The sequence below is a fragment of the Scandinavium sp. NPDC088450 genome, from assembly GCF_044900545.1.
In the GTDB taxonomy this organism is placed as follows: Bacteria; Pseudomonadota; Gammaproteobacteria; order Enterobacterales; family Enterobacteriaceae; genus Scandinavium.
The window spans coordinates 55,340-71,146 of the sequence record NZ_JBJDNI010000014.1 but is presented as its reverse complement, the minus strand read 5'-3'; the positions used below and the strand labels follow the sequence as shown (position 1 = coordinate 71,146).

The 15,807-nt window shown below is 56.0% G+C and carries 18 protein-coding genes; 14 read left to right on the top strand and 4 right to left on the bottom strand.

Annotated features, from left to right (window positions below; all coding sequences use genetic code 11):
- Positions 1-27: 27 nt before the first annotated feature.
- On the top strand, positions 28-1,182 hold the full coding sequence (locus ACI2I2_RS13995) for a 3-phenylpropionate MFS transporter (RefSeq protein WP_404658455.1): 1,155 nt from the start codon (positions 28-30) through the stop codon (positions 1,180-1,182).
- Here the strand turns inward: ACI2I2_RS13995 and csiE are convergent.
- Positions 1,158-2,441 (bottom strand): stationary phase inducible protein CsiE, encoded by a 1,284-nt coding sequence (gene csiE, locus ACI2I2_RS13990; RefSeq protein ID WP_404658454.1) that lies wholly within the window; start codon positions 2,439-2,441, stop codon positions 1,158-1,160. The genes ACI2I2_RS13995 and csiE overlap by 25 nt on opposite strands.
- A 123-nt stretch (positions 2,442-2,564) precedes the next feature.
- Between csiE and ACI2I2_RS13985 the strand changes: the two genes are divergently transcribed.
- Positions 2,565-3,203 carry a DUF1007 family protein gene (locus tag ACI2I2_RS13985; RefSeq protein WP_404658453.1) on the top strand — a complete coding sequence of 213 codons (639 nt, stop codon included), beginning with the start codon at positions 2,565-2,567 and terminating at the stop codon, positions 3,201-3,203.
- The gene (locus ACI2I2_RS13980) at positions 3,194-4,174 is read left to right on the top strand and encodes a nickel/cobalt transporter (RefSeq protein ID WP_404658452.1); all 981 of its coding nucleotides are present in this window, start codon (positions 3,194-3,196) and stop codon (positions 4,172-4,174) included. Before ACI2I2_RS13985 ends, ACI2I2_RS13980 begins: the two co-directional genes overlap by 10 nt.
- Positions 4,175-4,266: 92 nt before the next feature.
- Here the strand turns inward: ACI2I2_RS13980 and suhB are convergent, their stop codons facing one another.
- A complete protein-coding gene (gene suhB / locus ACI2I2_RS13975) occupies positions 4,267-5,073 on the bottom strand; it encodes an inositol-1-monophosphatase (RefSeq protein WP_404658451.1) in 807 nt (268 codons plus the stop codon).
- 120 nt (positions 5,074-5,193) lie between these two features.
- Here suhB and trmJ point away from each other — a divergent pair, with 120 nt between their 5' ends.
- The 11 genes from trmJ to sseB all read left to right on the top strand — a co-directional run bounded on the left by trmJ (position 5,194) and on the right by sseB (position 14,068).
- Positions 5,194-5,925, top strand: coding sequence for a tRNA (cytosine(32)/uridine(32)-2'-O)-methyltransferase TrmJ (trmJ, locus tag ACI2I2_RS13970; RefSeq protein WP_404658450.1), 732 nt, complete (start codon positions 5,194-5,196; stop codon positions 5,923-5,925).
- A 239-nt stretch (positions 5,926-6,164) separates the two neighbouring features.
- On the top strand, positions 6,165-6,656 hold the full coding sequence (gene iscR, locus ACI2I2_RS13965; RefSeq protein ID WP_404658449.1) for a Fe-S cluster assembly transcriptional regulator IscR: 492 nt from the start codon (positions 6,165-6,167) through the stop codon (positions 6,654-6,656).
- A 244-nt stretch (positions 6,657-6,900) separates the two neighbouring features.
- Positions 6,901-8,115, top strand: coding sequence for an IscS subfamily cysteine desulfurase (locus ACI2I2_RS13960; protein WP_330983050.1), 1,215 nt, complete (start codon positions 6,901-6,903; stop codon positions 8,113-8,115).
- A gap of 26 nt (positions 8,116-8,141) precedes the next feature.
- Positions 8,142-8,528 (top strand): Fe-S cluster assembly scaffold IscU, encoded by a 387-nt coding sequence (gene iscU, locus ACI2I2_RS13955; RefSeq protein ID WP_015703172.1) that lies wholly within the window; start codon positions 8,142-8,144, stop codon positions 8,526-8,528.
- Between the two features lie 11 nt (positions 8,529-8,539).
- Positions 8,540-8,863, top strand: coding sequence for an iron-sulfur cluster assembly protein IscA (gene iscA / locus ACI2I2_RS13950; protein WP_330983049.1), 324 nt, complete (start codon positions 8,540-8,542; stop codon positions 8,861-8,863).
- Between the two features lie 64 nt (positions 8,864-8,927).
- Complete coding sequence (hscB, locus tag ACI2I2_RS13945; protein WP_404658448.1) at positions 8,928-9,443, top strand: co-chaperone HscB; 516 nt, start codon at positions 8,928-8,930, stop codon at positions 9,441-9,443.
- A gap of 15 nt (positions 9,444-9,458) precedes the next feature.
- Positions 9,459-11,309 (top strand): Fe-S protein assembly chaperone HscA, encoded by a 1,851-nt coding sequence (gene hscA, locus ACI2I2_RS13940; RefSeq protein WP_404658447.1) that lies wholly within the window; start codon positions 9,459-9,461, stop codon positions 11,307-11,309.
- A 1-nt stretch (position 11,310) separates the two neighbouring features.
- On the top strand, positions 11,311-11,646 hold the full coding sequence (fdx, locus tag ACI2I2_RS13935; protein WP_404658446.1) for an ISC system 2Fe-2S type ferredoxin: 336 nt from the start codon (positions 11,311-11,313) through the stop codon (positions 11,644-11,646).
- 1 nt (position 11,647) lies between these two features.
- Positions 11,648-11,848, top strand: a complete 201-nt coding sequence (gene iscX, locus ACI2I2_RS13930) for a Fe-S cluster assembly protein IscX (protein WP_404658445.1) — start codon at positions 11,648-11,650, stop codon at positions 11,846-11,848.
- 55 nt (positions 11,849-11,903) lie between these two features.
- The gene (gene pepB / locus ACI2I2_RS13925; protein ID WP_404658444.1) at positions 11,904-13,178 is read left to right on the top strand and encodes an aminopeptidase PepB; all 1,275 of its coding nucleotides are present in this window, start codon (positions 11,904-11,906) and stop codon (positions 13,176-13,178) included.
- A gap of 113 nt (positions 13,179-13,291) precedes the next feature.
- Positions 13,292-14,068, top strand: a complete 777-nt coding sequence (gene sseB, locus ACI2I2_RS13920; RefSeq protein ID WP_404658443.1) for an enhanced serine sensitivity protein SseB — start codon at positions 13,292-13,294, stop codon at positions 14,066-14,068.
- Positions 14,069-14,153: 85 nt separating this feature from the next.
- Here the strand turns inward: sseB and ACI2I2_RS13915 are convergent, their stop codons facing one another.
- Both ACI2I2_RS13915 and sseA read right to left on the bottom strand, forming a co-directional pair.
- The gene (locus ACI2I2_RS13915) at positions 14,154-14,924 is read right to left on the bottom strand and encodes a MurR/RpiR family transcriptional regulator (RefSeq protein WP_404658442.1); all 771 of its coding nucleotides are present in this window, start codon (positions 14,922-14,924) and stop codon (positions 14,154-14,156) included.
- A complete protein-coding gene (gene sseA, locus ACI2I2_RS13910) occupies positions 14,924-15,772 on the bottom strand; it encodes a 3-mercaptopyruvate sulfurtransferase (protein ID WP_404658441.1) in 849 nt (282 codons plus the stop codon). The genes ACI2I2_RS13915 and sseA overlap by 1 nt, the downstream gene beginning before the upstream one ends.
- Between the last annotated feature and the right edge of the window lie 35 nt (positions 15,773-15,807).

Sequence of the window (15,807 nt, the reverse complement as noted above, 5' to 3'; positions counted from 1 at the left end):
ACTAACGCCACCATTTAGGAGGGAATCATGGTCTTGCATTCCACGCGCTGGCTGGCGCTCAGTTACTTCACCTACTTTTTTAGCTACGGCATCTTCTTACCTTTCTGGAGCGTCTGGCTCGCGGGCACAGGGCTCACGCCTGAAACCATCGGCGTGCTGCTTGGCGCAGGGCTGGTGGCTCGTTTTCTGGGGAGCTTGCTGATTGCGCCACGCGTTACCGATCCGTCACGTCTAATCACTGCCGTTCGTATTCTTGCGCTCTTAACGCTGCTGTTTATTCTTGCCTTCTGGGCGGGGACCAACGTGGCCTGGCTGATGGCGATGATGGTGGGCTTCAACCTGTTTTTCTCTCCGCTGGTGCCGTTAACCGATGCGCTGGCCAACACCTGGCAAAAACAGATAACCATGGATTACGGGCGCGTACGTTTGTGGGGCTCTGTCGCGTTTGTGATTGGCTCGGCGCTGACGGGCAAACTGGTCAGTCTGTTTGACTATCACGCGATCCTCGCGCTGCTCAGTATTGGCATTGCTTCGATGCTGATCGGGATGATGATTACGCCATCTATCATGCCGCAAGGGGCATCGCGTCAGCAGGAATCCGCCGGTTGGCCTGCGTGGAAATCGCTCGTCACACAGAGCTGGCGCTTCCTGGCTTGCGTGTGTTTACTGCAAGGCGCGCACGCTGCTTATTACGGCTTCAGTGCGATTTACTGGCAAGAGGCCGGTTACTCTGCATCGGCTGTCGGCTATCTCTGGTCGCTGGGCGTGGTTGCCGAAGTGATCATCTTCGCGGTGAGCAAGAAAGTATTCCGTCGCTTCGGCGCTCGTGATTTGCTGTTGCTTTCAGCGTTTTGCGGGCTGGCGCGTTGGGGCATTATGGGCTGGACCACGGAGTTGCCGTGGTTGATTGTGGCGCAAATCCTTCACTGCGGGACTTTCACCGTTTGTCACCTGGCGGCCATGCGTTACATCGCTGCGCGTCAGGGCAGCGAAGTGATTCGCCTGCAGGCCGTTTATTCTGCGGTAGCGATGGGCGGCAGTATCGCCATCATGACTGTCTTTGCGGGCTTCCTCTATCAGCACTTACATCAGGGCGTGTTCTGGGTCATGGCTTTGCTGGCAATCCCTGCCATGTTTGTGCGCCCGAAAATCACGCCTCAACCTGATCCTTCCAGCATCTGACTGATATGCCGCCGCTGCCGCTCATTGAGCGGCTCGCCGGCATGGATCAGTGGCGGAGAAAACAGCGGCAGGGCGATGGTGTAAGGCGTAACGACCAGCGCGATGCCTTTCGGCGCACCTTCCTGCTGGAAGGCGTGCAGCGTCTGATATTTGATATTGAGCGGCAGCAGCGTCAGTTCACGCAGCTGTTGCTCAAGTTCCTGTTCCAGTTGCGGGTTATCGCCTGTCAGCAACAGCACCTGTTTTTCCTGGAGATCGCTCTCCTGCATCAGCCACGCGCCAAAAATAACCGCAATCAGCCCCATCTCTTCATCAGAAAAACGCACGCCGTAATGGTCTTCAAAGGGGATCAACGCCTGCTGAGTGGTGCGCATCAGCCGTGGGTAAAGTCGCTGCACTTCTTCCGGCAGGCTGTTATCAATGCTTACGCCATACAGACTGCGATTAATCGCCTGGGCCAGATGGATATAGAGCTGATCGCGCAGACCGCGGCGGTCCGTGAATCGGTGATCGGAAAGTTGCTGGAAGTGGTCGATTAGCTGGTTGATGCTGCGATACAGCCGCACTTCCTGAGTGTGATGATCACGTTTCGGATCAGGCACTTTCAGCATCATAAACAGCAAAGCCAGAAACAGATGTTCATCCGGATGGGCTTCTTTCAACGTACGCCGCTGCCAGTGGCGAGCAATTTCCGCCGCGACCTGATACTCCGCGCTGGCCTGCGCCCATTTTCGCTGGCCGTCATTAAATTCAGGAGCCTGTTGCGGCTGTTGTATCAGCAGGCAATATTGCAGATACAGCCCCAGAAACGCCGCATCACGGCTGTCGAATTGCCGCTGTAAGTTCTGCCCGCAGCGATTGACCAGCGCCCGCAGGTTGGTATCGTCATACAGAATGCGCGAAATGCCGGATTGTTTAAGCTGGGTTTTTAGCAATGGGGTAAACTGCCCGCTGATAAAACCGGGGCATAACCGCAGCGCGCGACGCAGCCAGTGAATCAGGCATAAGCGTTGGTCAAGTGTGGTGCCTTCAATCCGGTAGCTGCCGTCTGCAAGCGTCACGATGTTCAGTCGATGATAGCGCTGGATAACATGACGAATTTCGGCGATATCGTCGCGAGCCACCGTGTCATCAACACGGTTAACCCGGCTAATCGCTTCCGGCGTCACGGACTGCCCTGGCAGATAGAGCATCAACATTATCTGGCAGCGGCGCTGTGGACTGGAAAGCACAGATGGCGGTTCAAGCACGGTCATCATCTGTCAGGTTCCAGTAAGGGTTTTTGATAAGAATAGTTAAAGGCCAGGCATGTGAAAGCCAGCCGGGATGCCTTTGCGCAAGGATTGCGGGAGTCGGTCACAGAATTTTTCACGGAGTTTGCGATGACAAGAGTGAAACAGGGCACAGTTTTGGCGTTTAGCGCGCTTTTATCGTGGCAGGCGCTGGCGCATCCACACAGTTTTATTACGATGCAAAGCCAACTGGTGGCGAAAGACGGGAAGTTAACCGCCATTGAGATGCGCTGGACGATGGACGAAATCACTTCCGCGGATCTGCTTTATGATGCGGGGAAGGCCAAACCGGGCGATGAGGTCTGGAAAAAGCTGGCGGCGGAAGTGATGGCCAACGTGCTCGGGCAGCATTACTTCACCGAATTCTGGCACGGAAAGCAGAAGGTGAAATTCGATAATCTCCCCACTGCCTATGGCCTCGCTCGCGAAGGGCATAAAGCAGTGCTGACGTTCACGTTGCCACTGGCACAACCGCAGTCGCTTGCCGGGCAGAACTACCAGTTTGCTACCTTTGACCCGACTTATTTTGTTGATATGCATTACGACAAAGATGCAGATGTCACGCCGCCTGCGAATCTGCCAACGGGCTGTAAACTTAGCGTGCATACGCCCAAACCCAGTGAAGATTTGACCGCTTATGCGCTGTCGCTCGATAAGGCTGACGCGCCGCCCGAAAGCATGGATTTAGGCAAACAGTTTGCCCAACAGGTGACGCTCACATGTCCGTAATTTTTCCCTCCTCGACGCGTTCCCGCAGTTGGGTACAACTGTGGCCACTGGCTGTTTTTTTGCTGCTGGCGGTTGTCGGTGGCATCTGGCTGTGGAGCGCATGGCCGCAGGTGATGATGAAAAGCATTGTCTGGCAGCGGGATGTTAATCAGCAGATGAGCGGCTTATTACAGGCCGTAGCAGAGAACCCGGCCAAAGCAGGCGGGTCGCTTCTGGCGTTTAGCTTTATCTATGGCGTGCTTCACGCACTCGGGCCGGGACACGGCAAAATCGTCATCACCACCTGGCTTGCCACGCACCCTTCAAAACTGAAATCAAGCATCGGGCTGACGCTTGCGGCTTCGCTGTTGCAAGGCCTGGTGGCGATAGGATTGGTAGTGGTGGTGCTCACGCTGTTAGCGCTTCCCGCACGCCAGCTCCATTTGAGCAGCTTCTGGCTGGAGAAGGGCAGCTATGCGCTGGTGGGTGTTCTGGGCGTCTTGCTGTGTTGGCGTGCGCTGAAAAAATTGCGGCAGTTGCTGCGTAAACCGACCTTCAAATCTTTTGTACCGCACCATGTTCATGACGCGAATTGTGGCTGTGGGCATCAACATTTGCCCGATCCTCAGCAGCTTGAAAGTGGTAACGACTGGCGCGCAAGGTTGATGATTATTCTCTCAATGGGCATGAGGCCCTGTTCGGGAGCGATCATGGTGCTGCTGTTCAGTAAAGTGATCGGCGTGTTCAGTTGGGGCGTGGTTTCGGCGCTGGCAATGGCGGCAGGCACGTCGATAACGATTTCATCGCTAGCTTTGCTGGTGCACAGCTTTCGCCAGTTGGCGGTCAGGCTGAGTAAAAATAAGGCGCCAGTGCTGTGGAGACAGGTAGGCTGGACAACATTAGCGTTGGCAGGCGGAGCGATTTTAATCGCCGCAGCGGTGGTGATGTGGATGAGTGCGGTACCGGTGGGACGGGGGTTACGATCTTTTTAGACAATGTGCCGGATGGCGGCTGAAGCCTTATCCGGCCTACACAAGGCTTTGTAGGCCCGGTAAGCATCGCGCCACCGGGCAATACAACGAGATTAACGCTTCAGCGCTTCGCTCAGCTCGTCACGCATGCTAGCCAGCATCGATTTCACGACGCGTGGGTTACCCGCAACGATGTTACCAGTGGTCAGGAAGTTGTGACCGCCAGTGAAATCGCATACCAGGGCGCCTGCTTCACGCGCAATCAACTCACCTGCTGCAAAATCCCACGGCTTCAGGCCCAGTTCGAAGTAACCGTCAACGCGGCCAGCGGCAACGTAGCACAGATCCAGTGCGGCAGAACCGGTGCGACGGAAGTCCGCGCATTCGGTGAAGAGTTTGCCGAGGATGTTCATGTACGCTGGTGCGTGCTGTTTGGCTTTGAACGGGAAACCGGTCGCCAGAATGGTACCGTCGAGGTCGCGAGCAGTGCTGCCGCGCAGACGGTAACCGTTCAGCTGTGCGCCCTGACCACGGGTAGAGGTGAACAATTCGTTACGCATTGGATCGTAAACCACAGCCACTTCAGTACGGCCTTTGATGCGTACGGCGATGGAAACAGCGAAGTGTGGAAGGTGTTTAACGAAGTTGGTGGTGCCATCCAGTGGATCGATAACCCATTGAACATCCTGATCTTCGCCGACATGCTCACCGCTTTCTTCGGTGATGATGGTGTGCTGCGGGTAAGATTTACGAATCGTTTCGATAATGATCGCTTCTGCGGCTTTATCGACGTTCGTCACGAAATCATTGCTGCCTTTCTGGCTGGTTTCTACGGAATCTGGCATCTCGTAGTGCTTGGCAATAACATTACCCGCCTTGCGCGCTGCGCGCACGGCGATGGTCAACATAGGATGTTGCATCGGTCACTCTCACTGGATGTTAAAGAACGGGAAAAACGGCGCATATCATAGCAGCGAATTCGGATTCTGTCTTCGCTTTATGATAATATGCGGCGAATAATCTTTAGCCGAAGAAAGACAATGCTGCAAAATATCCGAATCGTACTGGTAGAAACGTCCCACACTGGCAACATGGGTTCTGTCGCTCGTGCCATGAAAACCATGGGCTTAACGAATCTGTGGCTGGTGAACCCGCTGGTGAAACCTGACTCTCAGGCCATCGCTCTGGCCGCCGGTGCCAGCGATGTGATTGGCAATGCGCACATTGTCGATACCCTCGACGAAGCGCTGGCCGGTTGCAGCCTTGTTGTCGGCACCAGCGCCCGTTCCCGTACGCTGCCATGGCCGATGCTCGACCCGCGCGAATGTGGGCTGAAAAGCGTGAGTGAAGGTGCACATGCGCCCGTCGCACTGGTGTTTGGCCGCGAACGTGTGGGCCTGACCAACGACGAATTGCAGAAGTGTCACTATCACGTGGCAATTGCCGCGAACCCGGAATACAGCTCGCTGAACCTCGCAATGGCGGTACAGGTTATCGCCTACGAAGTGCGCATGGCGTGGCTGGCGGCAGAAGAGAAAGGCGAGAAAGTCGAACAAGAAGAGACACCGTACCCGCTGGTGGATGACCTGGAACGTTTCTACGGCCACCTCGAGCAGACGCTGCTGATGACCGGTTTTATTCGTGAAAACCATCCTGGTCAGGTGATGAGCAAACTGCGTCGCATGTTCACCCGCGCACGCCCGGAAAGCCAGGAGCTGAACATCCTGCGTGGCATGCTCGCGTCGATTGATCAGTTAAAGAAAGAGAAGTAATTCTTGTGAGGTGCCCGGCGGCGCTGCGCTTGCACGGGCCTACGTGACCGCGATTCTGTAGGCCGGATAAGCGTAGCGCCATCCGGCAATAAAACGGCACGGAACGTTAAATACCTGACTAAAACAGTCAAGTAAATAGTTGACCATTTTAGTCGGGAATGTCAGACTTGGCCCTGCTATGCAATTCACACATTTTAATAACAACCCCGGGCAGGGGCGAGTTTGAGGTTAAGTAAGACATGAGACTGACATCTAAAGGGCGTTATGCCGTGACCGCGATGCTGGACGTTGCGCTCAACTCCGAAGCGGGCCCGGTTCCGTTGGCTGATATTTCTGAACGTCAGGGAATTTCACTTTCCTACCTGGAACAGTTGTTCTCTCGCCTGCGTAAAAATGGCCTGGTTTCCAGCGTTCGTGGTCCTGGCGGTGGTTACCTGCTGGGCAAAGAAGCCGGTAGCATCGCGGTTGGCGAAGTGATCAGCGCAGTAGACGAATCCGTCGACGCTACCCGTTGCCAGGGTAAAGGTGGCTGCCAGGGCGGCGATAAATGCCTGACCCACGCACTGTGGCGCGATCTGAGCGACCGTCTCACTGGTTTCCTGAATAACATCACCCTGGGTGAGCTGGTGAATAACCAGGAAGTGCTGGACGTGTCTGACCGTCAGCACACACAAGAATCTCATCGCAATACCCGCGCACAAGACGCAATCGACGTCAAATTACGCGCGTAATTTGCCCGTTATATTTCGCGCTGCAGCTGCGTTGGCCGCACTTGTTCGCCCCAGTCACTTACTTGATGTAAGCTCCTGGGGATTCTCAAGTTTGCCGCCTTGCTGCAACACGAACTATTTAGGGCAAAACTAAAAAGATTTCAGAATCAGGCCGGGGGGCTAACGGCTCCCCGTCAACACGGTCGTACATCCAGCCGGTTGCCTGGTTCCTTGCATTGAAGCGATGTACGGAGTTTATAGAGCAATGAAATTACCGATCTATCTCGACTACTCCGCAACCACGCCGGTGGACCCGCGTGTTGCCGAGAAAATGATGCAGTGTCTGACCCTGGACGGAAACTTTGGTAACCCAGCTTCCCGTTCACACCGTTTTGGCTGGCATGCTGAAGAGGCGGTGGATATCGCCCGTAATCAGATTGCTGAGCTGGTAGGCGCTGACCCGCGTGAAATCGTCTTTACCTCTGGTGCGACTGAGTCTGACAACCTGGCAATCAAAGGTGCGGCCAACTTCTATCAGAAAAAAGGCAAGCACATCATCACCTGCAAAACCGAGCACAAAGCGGTTCTCGACACCTGTCGTCAGCTGGAGCGTGAAGGGTTTGAAGTGACTTACCTCGCCCCTCAGAGCAACGGCATCATCGACCTGAAAGAGCTCGAAGCGGCGATGCGTGACGACACCATCCTCGTGTCCATCATGCACGTGAACAATGAAATCGGCGTGGTGCAGGATATCGCGACTATCGGCGAACTGTGCCGTGCGCGCGGCATCATCTATCACGTTGATGCGACCCAGAGCGTGGGCAAACTGCCTATCGACCTGAGCCAGCTGAAAGTGGACCTGATGTCCTTCTCTGGCCACAAAATCTATGGCCCGAAAGGCATCGGTGCGCTGTACGTGCGTCGTAAACCGCGTATTCGTATCGAAGCACAGATGCACGGCGGCGGTCACGAGCGCGGCATGCGTTCCGGCACACTGCCTGTCCACCAGATCGTGGGCATGGGCGAAGCTTACCGCATCGCCAAAGAAGAGATGGACACCGAGATGGCACGCCTGCGCAAGCTGCGTAACCGTCTGTGGGAAGGCGTGAAAGATATGGAAGAAGTGTATCTGAACGGCGATCTCGAGCAGGGCGCACCGAACATCCTCAACGTCAGCTTTAACTACGTTGAAGGCGAGTCGCTGATCATGGCGCTGAAAGACCTGGCCGTTTCTTCCGGTTCTGCCTGTACGTCTGCAAGCCTTGAGCCATCCTACGTGCTGCGCGCACTGGGCATGACTGACGAGCTGGCACACAGCTCCATCCGTTTCTCTTTAGGTCGTTTTACTACCGAAGAAGAGATCGACTACACCATCGCTCTGGTCCAGAAATCCATCGGTCGTCTGCGTGACCTTTCTCCGCTGTGGGAAATGTTCAAGCAGGGCGTGGATCTGAACACCATCGAATGGTCGCATCACTAATCGGTACCCAATAAGGAGAATTCATCATGGCTTACAGCGAAAAAGTTATCGATCATTACGAGAATCCGCGCAACGTCGGGTCTTTTGACAACAGCGACGACAGCGTCGGCAGCGGCATGGTCGGTGCACCAGCGTGCGGCGATGTGATGAAGTTGCAGATCAAAGTCAACAATGAAGGTATCATTGAAGACGCGCGCTTCAAGACCTATGGCTGCGGTTCTGCGATTGCCTCCAGCTCTCTCGTGACCGAGTGGGTGAAAGGCAAATCCCTGGACGAAGCTCAGGCGATTAAAAACACCGATATTGCAGAAGAACTCGAACTGCCGCCGGTGAAAATCCACTGCTCCATTCTGGCAGAAGACGCGATCAAAGCCGCCATTGCGGATTACAAAAGCAAACGTGAAGCAAAATAATTGAGGTTGTTATGTCGATTACCCTTAGCGACAGCGCTGCCGCGCGAGTAAGCTCCTTCCTGGCCAACCGTGGCAAAGGCTTCGGTCTGCGCCTGGGCGTGCGGACTTCCGGTTGCTCTGGTATGGCCTACGTGCTGGAATTTGTCGATGCACCGAACGCGGAAGATACCGTGTTTGAAGACAAAGGCGTGAAGGTAGTGGTCGATGGCAAAAGCCTGCAATTCCTCAACGGCACCGAACTGGACTTCGTCAAAGAAGGCCTGAACGAAGGGTTTAAATTCACCAACCCGAACGTGAAAGACGAGTGTGGTTGTGGCGAAAGCTTCCACGTTTAAACACGCGTAAGATAACCCCACGGTAGCCTGGCTGCCTGTGGGGTTTGCTTTTTCAGAGATAGCTATGGATTACTTCACTCTCTTCGGTCTGCCTGCTTCTTATCACCTCGATAGCCAGCAGCTTGCGACGCGCTTTCAGGATCTTCAGCGCCAGTTCCATCCGGACAAATTTGCCAGCCACTCCTCTGCCGATCAGCTTGCTGCGGTTCAGCAGTCTGCGACCATTAATCAGGCCTGGCAGACGCTGCGTAATCCGCTGGCTCGCGCGGAATATCTGCTTTCCCTGCAGGGTTTCGATTTGGCGAGTGAACAGCACACAGTGCGCGACACGGCCTTTTTGATGGAACAGCTTGAGCTGCGTGAAGAGCTGGATGAGATTGACCGCGCCAAAGACAGCGACAAGCTTGAAGCTTTCATGAAACGCGTGAAAGGCATGTTCGATACGCGCCATCAGCAGATGGTAGCGGAACTCGATAATGAAACGTGGGACGCGGCGGCAGATACCGTGCGTAAACTGCGTTTTCTCGATAAACTGCGCAGCTCAGCAGAACAACTCGAAGAAAAGCTGCTCGATTTTTGATTCTGGAAGCTCAACATGGCCTTATTACAAATTAGCGAGCCTGGGATGAGTGCTGCGCCGCACCAGCGTCGACTGGCGGCGGGCATTGACTTAGGCACCACCAACTCACTGGTGGCGACCGTGCGTAGCGGCCAGGCAGAAACGCTGGCTGACCATCAGGGGCGTCATCTTCTGCCTTCCGTTGTGCACTATCAGGCACAAGGGTATGACGTGGGCTTTGATGCGCGCGCCAACGCCGCACTTGATCCTGTGAATACCATCAGCTCAGTCAAACGCCTGATGGGCCGTTCCCTTGCCGATGTCCAGGCACGTTACCCGCATCTGCCTTATCAGCTACAGGCCAGTGAAAACGGCTTGCCGATGCTGGCTACCGCAAGCGGTGTACTGAACCCTATTCGTATCTCCGCCGATATCCTCAAAGCGCTGGCAGCCCGTGCAACAGAAGCCCTTGAAGGCTCTCTGGACGGCGTGGTGATCACCGTTCCGGCGTACTTTGATGATGCACAGCGTCAGGGCACCAAAGACGCCGCGCGTCTGGCGGGCCTGCACGTCTTACGTCTGCTCAACGAACCGACGGCGGCAGCGATAGCCTACGGCCTGGATTCCGGGCAGGAAGGCGTGATTGCCGTGTACGATCTTGGCGGCGGCACCTTTGATATTTCGATTCTGCGCCTCAGCCGTGGAGTGTTTGAAGTGCTGGCAACCGGTGGCGATTCTGCACTGGGCGGTGACGACTTCGACCATCTGCTGGCGGATTTCATTCGTGAGCAGGCAGGCATTGCGGATCGTTCCGACAACCGCCTGCAGCGCGAGCTGTTGGACGCGGCGATTGCGGCCAAAATTGCGCTTAGCGATGCTGACCGTGTCAGCGTTAACGTCGCTGGCTGGCAGGGCGAGATTACTCGCGAACAGTTCAACGAGCTGATTGCGGCGCTGGTAAAACGCACGCTGCTGGCTTGCCGTCGCGCGCTCAAAGACGCTGGCGTCGAAGCCGAAGAAGTGAAAGACGTGGTGATGGTTGGCGGCTCCACTCGTGTGCCACTGGTGCGTGAGCGAGTAGGCGAGTTCTTTGGCCGCACGCCGCTGACTTCCATCGATCCAGATAAAGTGGTCGCTATCGGTGCGGCCATTCAGGCAGACATTCTGGTCGGCAACAAGCCAGACAGTGAAATGCTGCTGCTGGACGTGATCCCGCTGTCGCTTGGTCTTGAAACCATGGGCGGCCTGGTGGAGAAAGTCATCCCACGTAATACCACCATTCCGGTGGCGCGTGCGCAGGAGTTCACCACCTTCAAAGACGGCCAGACCGCGATGTCCATCCACGTGATGCAAGGCGAGCGCGAGCTGGTTCAGGATTGCCGTTCACTGGCGCGTTTCGCGCTGCGCGGTATTCCGGCGCTGCCTGCGGGCGGGGCACACATTCGCGTTACCTTCCAGGTGGATGCTGACGGCCTGCTGAGCGTTACCGCGATGGAGAAATCCACCGGTGTGGAAGCGTCCATCCAGGTGAAACCGTCTTACGGCCTGAGCGACAACGAAATCGCGTCGATGATTACAGACTCGATGAGTTACGCCGAACAGGACGTGCAGGCGCGCATGCTGGCAGAACAGAAAGTAGAAGCCGCGCGCGTGCTGGAAAGCCTGAACAGCGCCCTGGCCGCGGATGCCGCTCTGCTGAGCGCGCAAGAGCGTCAGGCGATTGATGACGGCGTGGTCGCTCTGCAGACCGCGGCCGAGGGCAGTGATGCCGAAGCCATTAAAGAAGCCATTAAAAATATCGACACACAAACCCAGGAATTTGCCGCTCGCCGCATGGACCAGTCGGTCCGTAAAGCGTTGAAAGGCCAGTCCGTGGACGAGGTTTAATATGCCAAAGATTGTTTTTTTGCCTCATCAGGATCTCTGTCCGGATGGCGCAGTTCTGGAAGCTGAACGCGGTGAAACCATCCTTGACGTTGCGCTGCGCAACGGCATTGAGATTGAGCACGCCTGTGAGAAATCCTGCGCCTGCACCACCTGTCACTGTATCGTGCGTGAAGGGTTTGACTCGCTGCCTGAAAGCACCGAAGACGAAGATGACATGCTCGACAAAGCCTGGGGTCTGGAGCCGGAAAGCCGCTTAAGCTGCCAGGCTCGAGTCACCGATGAAGACCTGGTGGTCGAGATGCCGCGTTACACCATCAACCACGCACGTGAGCACTAATATGGCCCTGAAATGGACTGACAGCCGTGAAATCGGCGAAGCATTGTACGATGCCTATCCGGACACCGATCCAAAAACGGTTCGCTTCACAGATATGCATCAGTGGATTTGCGAGCTGGAAGATTTTGAGGATGATCCAAACGCATCCAATGAAAAAATTCTCGAGGCGATTCTGTTAGTCTGGTTAGACGAAGCAGAATGATTTTCGCGAAACGGGCTGCCTCAGGCGGCCCGTTTGCTCAATAAGGATAAAGACAATGACCGAAGCGATGAAGATTACGCTCTCCACTCAGCCAGCCGACGCGCGCTGGGGTGAGAAAGCCAGCTACAGCATTAACAACGACGGCATTACCCTGCATCTGAACGGCAAAGACGATCTGGGCCTGATCCAGCGCGCAGCCCGTAAAATCGACGGCATGGGCATCAAGAATGTCTCCCTGACCGGCGAAGGCTGGGACACAGACCGTAGCTGGGCGTTTTGGGCTGGCTACAAAGGGCCGAAAGGCACCCGTAACGTCGAGTGGGCAAACCAGGACGACGAACTGAAAAACCGCCTGGCGATCATCGACTGGGTTCGCGACACCATCAATGCTCCGGCAGAAGAACTGGGCCCTGAGCAGCTTGCCGCGCGTGCCGTTGATTTGCTGTGCCGCTTTGGTTGCGACAATGTGCATTATCGCATCACCAAAGGCGAAGACCTGCGCGAGCAAAACTACATGGGCATCCACACGGTTGGCCGTGGTTCTGAACGTCCTCCTGTGCTGCTGGCGCTGGATTACAACCCAACGGGCGATGAAAACGCACCGGTGTACGCGTGCCTCGTGGGCAAAGGGATCACCTTCGATTCCGGCGGTTACAGCATCAAGCAGAGCGCGTTCATGGATTCCATGAAGTCCGACATGGGGGGCGCGGCGCTGGTGACTGGCGCACTGGCTTTCGCTATCACTCGCGGTCTGAACAAGCGCGTGAAGCTGTACCTGTGCTGTGCAGACAACATGGTTAGCGGCAATGCCTTCAAGCTGGGCGACATCATCCGTTATCGCAACGGCAAGAACGTTGAAGTAATGAACACCGACGCTGAAGGCCGTCTGGTACTGGCCGATGGCCTGATTGACGCCTGTGCGCAGAAACCAGAGCTGATTATCGATGCAGCCACGCTGACCGGTGCGGCGAAAACAGCGCTGGGTAATGATTACCACGCGCTGTTCAGCTTCGACGACAAACTGGCTGCCCGCCTGATGGCGAGCGCGGCGGCAGAAAACGAGCCGTTCTGGCGTCTGCCGCTGGCGGAGTTCCATCGCAACCAGCTGCCGTCTAACTTTGCTGAACTCAACAACACCGCCAGCGCCGCTTACCCGGCTGGTGCCAGCACCGCCGCAGGTTTCCTGTCGCACTTCGTTGAGAACTATCACGAAGGCTGGCTGCACATCGACTGCTCTGCAACCTACCGCAAATCTGCCGTTGAGCAGTGGGCGGCTGGTGCGACCGGTCTGGGTGTGCGTACCATTGCCAATCTGTTGACCGCTGAATAATATTTGCCCCTCTCCCTAACCCTCTCCCAAAGGGAGAGGGGACTGTCTGGTGTTCTCCCTCTCCTTTTGGGAGAGGGCCGGGGAGAGGGGATGGCATGAATTCTGGAACCACTATGTCCGAACAAAAAAACGAACTCGAAACTTTACTGGAACAGGCGGCGACTGAACCCGCGCACCGTCCGGCTTTCTTCCGCGCACTGCTTGAAGCCACCGTTTGGGTACCAGGCACGGCGGCGGAAGGCGAGCAGGTTGTTGAAGACAGCGCGCTGGATTTGCAGCACTGGGAGAAAGATGACGGCACCACGGTTATCCCTTTCTTCTCTTCGCTGGAAGCGATGCAGCAAGCTGTAGATGTCGAACAGGCATTTGTGGTTATGCCGGTGCGCACGTTGTTTGAAATGGCGCTTGGCGAAGCGCTGTTTCTGAATGCCAAACTGCCGACCGGGAAAGAGTTCACTCCGCGTGAAATCAGCCATCTGATTGGTGAAGAAGGCAACCCGCTCAGCACGCAAACGGTGCTGGAGGGCGGCGCTTCATTGCTGCTGTCTGAAGTGGCGGAACCGCCTGCGCAAATGGTGGATTCGCTGACCACGCTGTTCAAATCCCTGAAAACGGTCAAACGCGCTTTTCTGTGCTCCATCAAAGAGAGCGCCGACGAGCAGCCAAACCTGCTAATTGGGATTGAAGCAGACGGCGATATCGAGGCGATTATTCAGACGACAGGCAGCGTGGCGACCGATACGTTGCCGGGCGACGAGCCGATTGATATTTGTCAGGTTGTTGAGGGCGAAAAGGGCATCAGCCACTTTATGCTGGCGCACATCACCCCGTTCTATGAACGCCGCTGGGGCAGCTTCCTGCGCGATTTTAAGCAGAACCGGATTATTTGAGTGCGGCCTGATGCCCTCACCCTCGTGGAGAGGGCGTTCACATTAAAAGCCTTCTCCTGGAGAAGGCTTTACTGTTTATTTTGTCTCACCCCGTAGCTTCCAGCAGTAACAAATCCATCAGCAGTACCAGATTCGACTCAAACGACGTGACGCCCGCGGCTTCGGCGGCGTAATGTACCGCTTCGTCATACAAAGCAAAATGAAGATCCGCCATCCCCGCCAGGGTGTTAGCCGAGGCGCGGGTGAAGGCCACCACCGTCATGCCGATGTTTCCGGCAATCCTTGCTTTATCGAGCACCTGTTCCGTTTCACCGCTGCGCGAAACCGCGATAAAGACCTGATAACGGGCGGCGTTGCTGAGAAAAATATTACGGCTGTCGCCCGGCCCTGAAATAAAGGCCGTTTTTCCCAGCACCTGCAATTTCTTGGTCAGGTATTCGGCGAACAGATAGGAGAACCCGGCGCCGTACAGAAAAAAGCTCTCATTCTGGCGTAATAAGGCCGAAAACTGCTGACGCTTCTCTGGTGTCGCCCACTGAAACGTCTGCTGATAATTGGCGATAAACTGATTAAAAAGCGCTGGCAGCTGCGGCCGACTTTCGGCCCTGGAGGCAATGTGCGGAGTGTCGGCAAGCAGCTGTTTGCAGTGCCAGATAAATTCGCTAAAGCCGCTGAATCCTAGCTTCTGACACAGGCGCATAATGGTGGCGGTGGAGACGAACGTCGTCTGCGCCAGCTCGCGCACCGTGATGTTGCCGACCAGCAAAGGATGCTGGGTGAGGTGAGCTAATACGCGATATTCCGCGCGGGTCAGGGAATCCCCGCGCGTTAACAGCGTTGCCAGACGGTTATCCATTATTGCGCTGGGTCAATCGGTAAATCTTCCCTTGCGCCCCATTCGCTCCAGGCTCCGTCGTACAGGGTTACGCCAGTGACGCCCAGCGTCGCCAGCGCCAGGATAACCACGCACGCCGTCACGCCAGAGCCGCAACTGGCGATGATCGGCTGGTTGAGGTCCACGCCCTGACGCTCAAAAATGGCCTGCAGCTCATCGGTGGTTTTCAGCTCGCCCTCAAAGACCAAATCACCCCACGGTACATTTAACGCGCCGGGAATGTGCCCGCGCTTCAGGCCGGGACGCGGTTCATCCGCCTGGCCGTTAAAGCGCGGGGCTGGACGAGCATCGACGATTTGGGCCGTTTTTTCGTGGCTGGCCAGCAGCACGTCGGTCAGTCGTTTCACCACGCTGGCATCGAAGGTGGCCTCAAAATCCCCTTCCGGCAGAGAGACATCGCCCTGCTGAAGTGGCAGCTCATCGCGTTTCCAGCCTGCCAGGCCACCCGCGAGAATCGAGACCTGTTCAACGCCGAAGTTTTTTAGCATCCACCACGCGCGCGGGGCGGAAAAAAGGTTGCCTTCGTCGTAGATGACCAGGTGCTTATCGCGACTGATGCCCAGTTCCCGCATCGCGACCGCAAAGGCCTCCGGGCGTGGCAGCATGTGCGGCAGCGGGGTAGTGTGGTCGGACAGGGCTTCGATATCAAAAAAGACCGCTCCAGGCAGGTGTCCGGCGCGGTATTCGGCGGTCATATCACGCAGGTGTTCCTGGCCTGCCGGAGCCATTCGCGCGTCGATGACCTGGATTTGCGGGTCGTTACGGTGTTCAATCAGCCAGTCGGCTGCAACAAAATATGAGGTGGACATGGGGTGCCTCCATTTTTCTTTTCCTGTCATGGATT

What these genes read in the sequence shown, in the direction of transcription:
- ACI2I2_RS13995 (WP_404658455.1), top strand. Translation starts at nt 28, where the DNA reads ATGGTCTTGCATTCCACGCGCTGGCTGGCGCTCAGTTACTTCACCTAC.
- sseA (WP_404658441.1), bottom strand. Translation starts at nt 15,772, where the DNA reads ATGTCCACCTCATATTTTGTTGCAGCCGACTGGCTGATTGAACACCGT.
- suhB (WP_404658451.1), bottom strand. Translation starts at nt 5,073, where the DNA reads ATGCAACATCCTATGTTGACCATCGCCGTGCGCGCAGCGCGCAAGGCG.
- pepB (WP_404658444.1), top strand. Translation starts at nt 11,904, where the DNA reads ATGACCGAAGCGATGAAGATTACGCTCTCCACTCAGCCAGCCGACGCG.
- iscR (WP_404658449.1), top strand. Translation starts at nt 6,165, where the DNA reads ATGAGACTGACATCTAAAGGGCGTTATGCCGTGACCGCGATGCTGGAC.
- iscX (WP_404658445.1), top strand. Translation starts at nt 11,648, where the DNA reads ATGGCCCTGAAATGGACTGACAGCCGTGAAATCGGCGAAGCATTGTAC.
- csiE (WP_404658454.1), bottom strand. Translation starts at nt 2,441, where the DNA reads ATGATGACCGTGCTTGAACCGCCATCTGTGCTTTCCAGTCCACAGCGC.
- iscA (WP_330983049.1), top strand. Translation starts at nt 8,540, where the DNA reads ATGTCGATTACCCTTAGCGACAGCGCTGCCGCGCGAGTAAGCTCCTTC.
- ACI2I2_RS13980 (WP_404658452.1), top strand. Translation starts at nt 3,194, where the DNA reads ATGTCCGTAATTTTTCCCTCCTCGACGCGTTCCCGCAGTTGGGTACAA.
- ACI2I2_RS13985 (WP_404658453.1), top strand. Translation starts at nt 2,565, where the DNA reads ATGACAAGAGTGAAACAGGGCACAGTTTTGGCGTTTAGCGCGCTTTTA.
- sseB (WP_404658443.1), top strand. Translation starts at nt 13,292, where the DNA reads ATGTCCGAACAAAAAAACGAACTCGAAACTTTACTGGAACAGGCGGCG.
- ACI2I2_RS13915 (WP_404658442.1), bottom strand. Translation starts at nt 14,924, where the DNA reads ATGGATAACCGTCTGGCAACGCTGTTAACGCGCGGGGATTCCCTGACC.
- fdx (WP_404658446.1), top strand. Translation starts at nt 11,311, where the DNA reads ATGCCAAAGATTGTTTTTTTGCCTCATCAGGATCTCTGTCCGGATGGC.
- hscB (WP_404658448.1), top strand. Translation starts at nt 8,928, where the DNA reads ATGGATTACTTCACTCTCTTCGGTCTGCCTGCTTCTTATCACCTCGAT.
- trmJ (WP_404658450.1), top strand. Translation starts at nt 5,194, where the DNA reads ATGCTGCAAAATATCCGAATCGTACTGGTAGAAACGTCCCACACTGGC.
- iscU (WP_015703172.1), top strand. Translation starts at nt 8,142, where the DNA reads ATGGCTTACAGCGAAAAAGTTATCGATCATTACGAGAATCCGCGCAAC.
- ACI2I2_RS13960 (WP_330983050.1), top strand. Translation starts at nt 6,901, where the DNA reads ATGAAATTACCGATCTATCTCGACTACTCCGCAACCACGCCGGTGGAC.
- hscA (WP_404658447.1), top strand. Translation starts at nt 9,459, where the DNA reads ATGGCCTTATTACAAATTAGCGAGCCTGGGATGAGTGCTGCGCCGCAC.